This is a genomic window from Campylobacter sp. BCW_6889 (genome assembly GCF_001762535.1).
In the GTDB taxonomy this organism is placed as follows: domain Bacteria; phylum Campylobacterota; class Campylobacteria; order Campylobacterales; family Campylobacteraceae; genus Campylobacter_D; species Campylobacter_D jejuni.
Genome location: NZ_MJWZ01000068.1, coordinates 1 through 8,452, shown reverse-complemented (window position 1 = coordinate 8,452; position 8,452 = coordinate 1). Strand labels below are relative to the sequence as shown.

11 protein-coding genes are annotated in these 8,452 nt (G+C 29.6%); 4 read left to right on the top strand and 7 right to left on the bottom strand.

The window, feature by feature from the left end; genetic code table 11:
• Positions 1-662, bottom strand: a 662-nt coding sequence (locus tag AJ939_RS07340; RefSeq protein WP_044809742.1) for an acetyl-CoA carboxylase biotin carboxylase subunit family protein, incomplete at its 3' end; no start/stop codon positions are given.
• 112 nt (positions 663-774) lie between these two features.
• On the opposite strand from AJ939_RS07340, the gene pseA reads away from it, so the two are divergent.
• The 3 genes from pseA to AJ939_RS07325 are packed head-to-tail and all read left to right on the top strand — an operon-like array spanning position 775 to position 3,260.
• The gene (gene pseA / locus AJ939_RS07335) at positions 775-1,911 is read left to right on the top strand and encodes a pseudaminic acid biosynthesis protein PseA (RefSeq protein ID WP_070209987.1); all 1,137 of its coding nucleotides are present in this window, start codon (positions 775-777) and stop codon (positions 1,909-1,911) included.
• Positions 1,908-2,513, top strand: a complete 606-nt coding sequence (hisH, locus tag AJ939_RS07330) for an imidazole glycerol phosphate synthase subunit HisH (protein WP_074497549.1) — start codon at positions 1,908-1,910, stop codon at positions 2,511-2,513. The genes pseA and hisH overlap by 4 nt, the downstream gene beginning before the upstream one ends.
• A complete protein-coding gene (locus tag AJ939_RS07325; RefSeq protein WP_070276236.1) occupies positions 2,514-3,260 on the top strand; it encodes a HisA/HisF-related TIM barrel protein in 747 nt (248 codons plus the stop codon). It abuts the gene before it with no gap.
• On the opposite strand, the gene pseH is transcribed toward AJ939_RS07325, so the two are convergent.
• Genes pseH through pseF form a run of 3 tightly spaced genes read right to left on the bottom strand, consistent with a single transcriptional unit; the run spans position 3,225 to position 5,201 of the window.
• Positions 3,225-3,698 carry a UDP-4-amino-4,6-dideoxy-N-acetyl-beta-L-altrosamine N-acetyltransferase gene (gene pseH / locus AJ939_RS07320; protein WP_044780614.1) on the bottom strand — a complete coding sequence of 158 codons (474 nt, stop codon included), beginning with the start codon at positions 3,696-3,698 and terminating at the stop codon, positions 3,225-3,227. The genes AJ939_RS07325 and pseH overlap by 36 nt on opposite strands.
• Positions 3,695-4,519: a UDP-2,4-diacetamido-2,4,6-trideoxy-beta-L-altropyranose hydrolase gene (pseG, locus tag AJ939_RS07315; protein ID WP_044780611.1), complete on the bottom strand. Its 825-nt coding sequence runs from the start codon at positions 4,517-4,519 to the stop codon at positions 3,695-3,697. The genes pseH and pseG overlap by 4 nt, the downstream gene beginning before the upstream one ends.
• Complete coding sequence (gene pseF, locus AJ939_RS07310; protein WP_070276234.1) at positions 4,503-5,201, bottom strand: pseudaminic acid cytidylyltransferase; 699 nt, start codon at positions 5,199-5,201, stop codon at positions 4,503-4,505. The genes pseG and pseF overlap by 17 nt, the downstream gene beginning before the upstream one ends.
• An 80-nt stretch (positions 5,202-5,281) precedes the next feature.
• On the opposite strand from pseF, the gene AJ939_RS07305 reads away from it, so the two are divergent.
• Complete coding sequence (locus AJ939_RS07305) at positions 5,282-6,493, top strand: DUF2920 family protein (RefSeq protein ID WP_070283401.1); 1,212 nt, start codon at positions 5,282-5,284, stop codon at positions 6,491-6,493.
• Here AJ939_RS07305 and AJ939_RS07300 read toward each other — a convergent pair.
• The 3 genes from AJ939_RS07300 to AJ939_RS07290 all read right to left on the bottom strand — a co-directional run.
• Positions 6,486-6,710: a hypothetical protein gene (locus AJ939_RS07300; RefSeq protein WP_044780606.1), complete on the bottom strand. Its 225-nt coding sequence runs from the start codon at positions 6,708-6,710 to the stop codon at positions 6,486-6,488. The genes AJ939_RS07305 and AJ939_RS07300 overlap by 8 nt on opposite strands.
• Before the next feature lie 2 nt (positions 6,711-6,712).
• Positions 6,713-7,435, bottom strand: a complete 723-nt coding sequence (locus AJ939_RS07295) for a formyltransferase family protein (protein WP_044780604.1) — start codon at positions 7,433-7,435, stop codon at positions 6,713-6,715.
• Positions 7,422-8,452: AMP-binding protein (locus AJ939_RS07290; RefSeq protein ID WP_070283400.1), on the bottom strand; the 1,031-nt coding region annotated here is incomplete at its 5' end. The genes AJ939_RS07295 and AJ939_RS07290, both read right to left, overlap by 14 nt.

The following is an 8,452-nucleotide window of genomic DNA, read 5'->3' as shown; positions in this document are numbered from 1 at the left end:
TGTGTTTCTAAAAAATCATTTGCAAATTCGCCTTCTCGTAAATATTCTTCTGTGATAGCTATAATTTGATGTTTACCATGAGAGCTTATAGTTTCTACACTAAATTGTCTACCTTTTAAAACTTCTTCGGCTAAAACGATTTTATTATAAGAGAAATCTTTAGCTTTGTAAAAATATTTTTTTAAATTTTCTTTATCAAATACTTTTACAACTCCTCTTCCAGCACTTCTATCGCTTGGTTTTACAACAACAGGGAAATTAGCAATTTGTTCTAAATCTTTTTCATCTTTGAGTATAAAGTATTTAGCATGATTGATATTGTTTCTTTCAAATACTTTTTTCATTAAGCTTTTATCTGTAGTATTTTTAGCACATTCATAAGAATTAGTTCCAAGATTAAGCTTTTCTCCAATGTAGCATACTGTTAAATTTCCAAGTTCTGTAGCAGCAGTAGCAATACCTACTATATTAAATTTGATAGCTAATTCCAGAATTTTTTCTTTATCAGCAATAGAAATAGGATGAAAATAATCTGCTAAATCTTTGCAAAAACAATTTTCATTGTAGTCAAAAACATGAGTGATAAAATCTTTTTTTGCATGTAACACTAAATCTGCTTGTAAATCACCACCGCCAATAATAAAAAAATGTTTGTTTTTCATGAAAACTTTCTATATTTTTGTTATTTTATTTTTATTATAACAAAATATTTATAATATAATTATACAAAGTATAGATAATATTACTTGGTATATTTTAATATTTGAGGGAAAAATGAAATTCTGTAAAAAATGTGTAATGCCAGATACCAAGCCTGATTTGCATTTTGACGAAGAGGGGGTTTGCGATGCTTGTCGTTCTCAAGAATCTAAAAATAAAAAAATCAATTGGCAAGAAAGGGAAAAAGAATTTTTTGAGCTTGTAAAAAAGTATAAAAAACATCCCGCTTATGATTGTGTTATCGGAGTAAGTGGTGGAAAAGATTCTACTTTTCAAGTGGTTAAAATGCTTGAACTTGGACTTAATCCTTTGTGTGTGTGTTTTGAGCCTAGTGTGCCTACGAAAATAGGGCGCAAAAATTTAGACAATTTAAATCATCTTGGCGTGGATTTGATCCATATCAAGCGTGATCCAAAAGTTTATCAAAAACTTGCTCGTGAAGCTTTTATAAGAACAGGGGATAATGAATGGCAAAACCATTTGGGAATTTTTACTTCTGTTCCACGCATAGCGGTAAATTTTGGAGTGCCTTTGATCATCTGGGGGGAAAGTCCGCAGATAGAGTATGGTGGTCCTGCGAGTAGTAAAAATAAAAATATTTTAGGCAGAGAGTGGCTTGAAGAATTTGGTGGACTTTTAGGAAATCGTGCTTCTGATATGCTTGGGGTAAATGGCATCACTGAAAAAGATTTGTTTTTATATACTTATCCAAGCGATAAAGAACTTCAAAGAGTAGGGGTTACTGGGCTATTTTTAGGGTATTATTTTAAATGGGACTATAAAAAAATTCTTGAAATTTCTAAAAAATATGGTTTTTTAACTCTAGATCATCCTGTTGAGACTACTTATGAAAATTTTGAAAATTTAGATTGTTATTCTAATCATGTGCATGATTATTTAAAATACTGCAAATATGGCTTTGGTAGAGCAACAGATAATGCTTGTTTGGATATTCGTTTAGGTTATATCAGCCGTGAAGAAGGGGTGCGTTTGGTGCAAAAATACGATGGCAAACCCCCTAAAAAGGCTATTAAAAAATACCTTGAATTCAGTGGTTTTAGCGAGGAAGAATTTCAAAAAATTGTAGATTCTTTTACTAATAAAAAAATCTTTAAACGTGACGAAAATGGCAAATTTATAAGAGATTATGATGGTTCTTTGGTAAGAAAAGACGAGTGTGTTTTAAAATGATAGCGCTCATTGATTACAAGGCAGGAAATTTAAACTCAGTTGCTAAGGCTTTTGAAAAAATAGGAGCTACAAATTTCATAGCTAAAAATCCAAAAGATTTGCAAAAAGCCGATAAATTGCTTTTACCTGGAGTGGGATCTTTTAAAGAATCGATGAAAAATTTAAAAGAACTTGGTTTTATAGAAGCTTTAAAAGAGCAAGTTTTGGTGCAAAAAAAACCTATTTTAGGCATTTGTTTGGGAATGCAGCTTTTTTTAGAAAGGGGCTATGAAGGTGGAGTTTGCGAAGGACTTGGTTTTATAGAAGGTGAAGTAGTCAAATTTGAAGAAGATTTAAATTTAAAAATCCCACATATGGGTTGGAATGAGCTTGAAATTTTAAAACAAGATCCTTTGTATCAAGGCATAGATAATAAGAGTGATTTTTATTTTGTGCATTCTTTTTATGTGAAATGCAAAGATGAGTTTGTAAGTGCCAAAGCGCAATACGGACATAAATTTGTCGCATCTTTACAAAAAGATCATATTTTTGCGACGCAGTTTCATCCTGAAAAAAGTCAAAATTTAGGCTTAAAACTTTTAGAAAATTTTATAAGGCTTTAAATGTTAAAAACTAGAATTATTCCTTGCGTTTTATTAAAAAATGGACAACTTGTTAAAAGTATAGAATTTAAAGATTTTCGCACTATAGGGCACTTAACTTCAACGATGCGAATTTATAATGCACGTAATGTTGATGAGCTTATTATCTTAGATATAGATGCTTCAAAAAGTGGTGAGATAGACTTTGAAAGTATAGAAGATCTTGCTAAAGAATGTTTTATGCCTTTAACCATAGGTGGTGGTATAAAAACTCTTGAAGATATACAAAAGATTTTAAATTTAGGCGCGGATAAAATTTCTATCAATTCTAAAGCCTTAGAAGATATGGATTTTATAAGTAAAGCAGCAAATCGTTTTGGTTCTCAATGTATAGTTTGTTCTATAGATGTTAAAAGAAAAGGAGATCAACTTTGTGTTTATGATAGGGGAAATTTACTTGAAAAAAATCCTTTAGAACTTGCTTTAGAATATGAAAAAAAAGGTGCTGGAGAGCTTCTTTTAACTTCTGTGGATTTTGAGGGAAAAGCAAAGGGTTATGATTTAGAACTTTTAAAGATCTTTCAAAATAAACTTAAAATTCCTCTTATTATCAATGGAGGACTGAGCAATCCAAGTGATGGAGTTAAGGCTTTAAATTTGGGTGCAGATGCTTTAGCGGGGGCTTATATTTTTCATTTTTCTAAGTATACCCCTAAAGATGTAAAAGAAGAATTAGCTAAGCAAGGTTTTGCAGTGAGATTGCTTTAGGCAAACATAGTAAAAATCTTTATCTTCATCATAAATAGTAAAATGATTTTGTTGATATAATTTTAAAGCTTTGTGATTATTTTTAAAAACATAAGCTTTAAGAGTATCTACTTTTAAAATTTCAAAAGCGTATTTTATAATTTCATTCATTAAAATTTGTCCTACGCCTTTTAAATCAGGTTTTGCATAAAGTCCAAATTCGCAAGATTTAGTTGTGATATTGACAAAATCAATCACACCAATAATCTGCTCATCTTGAAAAACTAAAAAATATTTTTTATTAGAATCTTGATGTAAGTTTCTTATAAATCTTAAATGTTCTTCAAAATCAATTTGTTTTGTTTTCATAAATTGACTAATATAAATATCATTACGCCATTTAAAAATCAGATCTATTTCTTGAGAATTAAGTTCTGTGAAATTTTTAAGTTTTATCAATACCTATACTCCACTTCATAGCCTTTTTTAGCAAGCCAAGATGCTGTAGGTTCTTGATTTTTTATATAGCAAATAGCTTTAAAATTTGCCTTTAAAAGCAAGGCTTCATTGACTAAAGAACTTGCACTGATGATGAGTTTATTGCTTTCATTCATCAATTTTGCAATATTTTCATGATCGATAAATAATCTAATATTGTCATGTAATTTTGCAAATTTTTGTAATTTTTTAAGATTGGGATTAGAAGAGCTGGTTGCAATGCCTATGATTTTTGTTTTAGGTAATTCGCTAGCGATTTGCAAAGAAAGATTTTTTATATCAGTTCCACCCATGCAAATGAAAAAATCATATTTTTTTTCTCTATTTTCTTTGGTTTCTTGATAAAATTCTTCTCTGATTAAAGCATAAGAAAAACCACATCTTACTTCGCATTTAAAAGGCACTAAACCTTCATAATCACTTGCTTTTGAGTAAGCATTGACATTGAGTAAAATGTCACAATGATGAGGCTTTACTTCATCATCAAAGCTTAGAATTTTTACCCCTGTTTCAAGCTTGATCAGTTTTTCATCATCTAAGCTGATGCCATAGTGATCAATGATAAGAAGTTCAAATTTTTCTTCTTTGATGAGATTGATAAGCTCGTAGATACTTTCGCTACTAAGCTCATAAACAGGATAAGGAATTTCATCGATCAAAGAGCCTTCTAAAGGCAAACAAGCAAAACTTACATCATCATATTGTTTAGCTAAGACTAGATCGCGTTTAATGTGTCCAAAGCCTATATGAATGGAGCTATCACTTCTAATAAGAACTTTCATGATTTACCTTATAAAGTATTTTTGCAAATTCTAAATCTTGCATGGTGTCTATATCGCAAACTAAATTTCTTGGTAATACAAACGCACTAGAATGAGGTTTAAACATAAAATCTTCTTCAAGCCAAGCTTTACTTATACCAAAATAAAAAGCCCCTGCATCATGATAAGCTTTTATTAAGTCTTGTGAGCGGCTTTTATAGTGTTTTTCATCAAACATATAAACTTGATTGTTCTCATTTAGATAAAAAGCCCTTTGTATAGGATACTCAAACTCAGTAGCAGCAAATAAAAACTTGCTTTGATTTTGGATAAATTTTTCATAGGCTTGTTTTAAAATGTCTTTGTTTAACAAAGGAGCAGTAGCATAAAGGCAGCAGACATGATCATAAATTTTATTTTGGCTTTGTAAAATTTCTATGGCATTTTGCACTACAGCAGTGCTTGAAGTATAATCATCGCTTAATTTTTTATCACGTATAAAAGGAGCTTTTGCACCGTATTTTAAGGCTACTTCTATGATTTCTTCATCATCACTTGAAAGCACCACTTCATTAAAAATGCCTGAATTTAAAGCATTTTCTATGCTATAAGCGATTAAAGGTTTGCCTAGAAAATCAATGATATTTTTTCTAGGAATTCTTTTTGATCCACCACGAGCAGGGATGATACAAAGATTTTTCATAGTTAAGCCTTGTTTTTTTGTGTTTTATTTTACTAAAATTTAAGTATAATTGTCTTTAAAATAAAATAAAAGGCTTAAAATTGCTCATAAACCAAACCTTTGAAATTGATTCTTGTGATGATGTAGAACTAGGTATTAAAAGAACCAGTAAGCTTGAATACCGCATAAGTTATGATAATGAAAAAGATATTAAAGCTATAGTTTTTATGATAGGTGGTTTTGGATCTAATGCAAATATTTCTTTTTTAGATTTTGATAGAGAGTATATTGCTAAAAATTTTGATGTTGTAGCGGTACATGTTTTTTATCATTGTTTTTGTACAAGACAAAGTATCGATCAAAAGCACAATCCAAAGCTTATTCCTAATCAAGATGATTTAGAGCGTATCAATGGTATTTTAAAAAATATTAATTTAGGGCATTTATTTGCCAATGAAGATAATTTTGAACAAATTATCCCTCTTATAGAACAAAGGGCTGGAGAGATTAAACAAGCAGGTTTAGTTGATGAAAGCCAAAAAATAGAACTTTTTTGCGATTTTGTCCCACCCAATGGTGATTATCAAAACTATGGCATTATGGCAGCTATTGATCATATTAACGCCTTAAAAGATTTAGCTAAACGCTTTCCAAAATTTGCAGATTTACCAAAAATTTATGGGGGGGGGTCTTATGGAGGATACTTATCTTTACTCATAGCAAAAATAGCTCCTTGGTATGTGGATGGCGTGATTGATAATTCAGGACCTGCCTTGCCTCCTTTGCAATTTATACTGGGAAGGGAAATTGATTCTCCTGAATTTGTTTTTAGTTCTAAAGATTTAGATTTGTACTGTTTTTTAAAAAAACATTGGACACGAAAAGAAAATGCGTTGTATTTTTTCAATGATGTAAATTATATGATAAGAGCGTTGTTAAATTTAAAGCATCTGCAAATTTTATCTGAAGTTTCAAAAAATATTATTTTTATAACTTATCATAGCGCTAAAGATGTTAAAGCACCAGCTAAGGATAAGATCATGCTTTATGAGATTTTTAATACTTTAGGTTTTGATGCTACTTTAAATTTGATAAAAGATGAAAGTGAGGTTGATGGAAGATTTATAAAAGACTTAAATCACGGTATGAGAATAAGTGATAAAGCCTTATTTAGAAAAGAACTTCCTTTAATGCTTGAAAAGTTACAAAAAAGAAAATCTTTAATGCAAGAAAATTCCATCTCTTATCCTTGTGGAAATCAAAATTTTATTTTTGAAGATGATAAAGATAAATTTATCTTGATCATTACTTAAAGGCTTGATTTACCATATCTTGTATGGTTTTAAAACTTTCAAAATTTTCTGCTTTGATAAATTCGGCTTTTAAAGGCTTTTTATAAAATTTTTCAATTTCAGCAACTAAAGACATGATATCTATACTATCTATAATATCCTCGCTTAAAAGATTTTCCATGTTTTCATCTATATCAGCTCTATCTATATTGATAAAAAATTGTTTGATTTCTTGCATTTTTATTCCTTTGTGATTTTTAAAAGGGTATTATCGCTTAAATTTAAAATTAAATCAAGTTCATTAATCTCATAAAACAAAATTTCCTTTTCTTCTCCTAGGATTTTTAATCTAGCCTTGGGCACTTCGCTTAAAGCGCCACAGTCCATAGCCCTTAAAAAACGAGAAATCTTTTCTTTATCCCAAGTAAGATCTAAATAACCCTCATTTGGTAAAGCCAATTTTTTATGATACCCTTTTTTTGAAATTTGAGCTTTAAGTGCTTTATTTTCTAAATTTTCTATAGCTTCTTTAAATGAAGCTATAGCAAGATTGTGCTGAGTGTTTAAAAGACTTAGAGCGGTAAAATTATCATCAAGTTTTATTTCTTTTTGGATTAAAATCTCACCTGTATCTATATTTTCTTCAACCATATGCCAAGTAATACCTGCTTTTTTATCATTTTCCCATATACTCCAAATATGAGCATTACATCCTCTGTGAAAAGGCAATAAAGCATTATGGTAGTTAATAATAGTGTTATTTTGAATACATTCTTTTTTGAAAATATAAAAATTATTAGCACTAATAATAAAGCAATTTTTAAGATTTTTAAAGAAATCATCCAAATTTTCTATATTCTTTATAGAAATTACTTCTTGCTTAAAAAAACCACTAGCTATTTTTTGGCATTCTTTAGCGACTTTTCCTGTGCCTATAATGTAAATATTTTTAAATTTTTTCATTTAAAACTTTCCTATCAATTTTACCATTTTGATTGAGTTTAAATTTGTCAATTTTAATAAAATTTTTTGGGATCATATAAGAAGGTAATTTGTCTTTTAAAAAAGATTTAAAATCAAGCTCTTCTTTGCTTTCATAAAAACAAATAATATCTTCTTTAAAAATACAAGCACTATTTTTTACACTTGCATGAGAATTTATCACGCTTTCTATTTCTCCAAGTTCTATCCTATGCCCCATATATTTGATCTGATTATCTGCTCTTCCGTAGCATAAAAGTTCGCCAAATTCATTATAAGAAACGATATCTCCTGTTTTGTACAAAAGATCTAAATAATTATCATGCAAAGGATTTTGAATAAAAGCTTGTTTGGTTTTTTCTTTGTCATTATAATACCCTAAAGACAAAGAAGTTCCACGCACGAAAAGCTCCCCTTTAACACCTATTTGTTTAGGGCTTATGAAATTCATATTTTCATCAAAAACTAAAAGTTCTGTGTTTTTACATGCTTTACCTATAGGTAGAAGTTCTTCATCTTTAAAAGTGCGATTTATGATATAAAAAGAACACACATCAGTGATTTCTGTTGGGCCATAAAGGTTCGCAAATAAAGCATTGGGTAAGTGTTTACGCCAAATATTTAGCTGCTTATTGGGCATGATTTCACCGCAAAAAAGTATCTTTTTTAAGGTATTTAAACTAAAATTATTCAAAGCTTCGGTATTTGCAAAATAAATCAGCACCGAAGGTATCCAAAATATAGTGCTTACTTTTTCTTTTTCAAGGCATTCTAAAATTTTATTTGGAAAGGCAAAAAGATGATTAGGTAAAAGGTGTAAAGTCGCTCCTGATTTTACACTTGAAAAAATATCTAAAACACTATTGTCAAAATAAAATGGCGCTTGATTGGCTAAAATTTCATTCTCGTCAAATTTAAAAGTCTCACATACCCAAAAAGTATAATCAATCACACTCTTATGTGCTATGCTTACTCCTTTAGGAATGCCTGTACTCCCAC

Excerpts from the sequence above, each read along its gene's own strand:
- pseA (WP_070209987.1), top strand. The coding sequence starts at position 775 with ATGAAATTCTGTAAAAAATGTGTAATGCCAGATACCAAGCCTGATTTG.
- hisH (WP_074497549.1), top strand. The coding sequence starts at position 1,908 with ATGATAGCGCTCATTGATTACAAGGCAGGAAATTTAAACTCAGTTGCT.
- AJ939_RS07325 (WP_070276236.1), top strand. The coding sequence starts at position 2,514 with ATGTTAAAAACTAGAATTATTCCTTGCGTTTTATTAAAAAATGGACAA.
- pseG (WP_044780611.1), bottom strand. The coding sequence starts at position 4,519 with ATGAAAGTTCTTATTAGAAGTGATAGCTCCATTCATATAGGCTTTGGA.
- pseF (WP_070276234.1), bottom strand. The coding sequence starts at position 5,201 with ATGAAAAATCTTTGTATCATCCCTGCTCGTGGTGGATCAAAAAGAATT.
- AJ939_RS07300 (WP_044780606.1), bottom strand. The coding sequence starts at position 6,710 with ATGCAAGAAATCAAACAATTTTTTATCAATATAGATAGAGCTGATATA.
- AJ939_RS07295 (WP_044780604.1), bottom strand. The coding sequence starts at position 7,435 with ATGAAAAAATTTAAAAATATTTACATTATAGGCACAGGAAAAGTCGCT.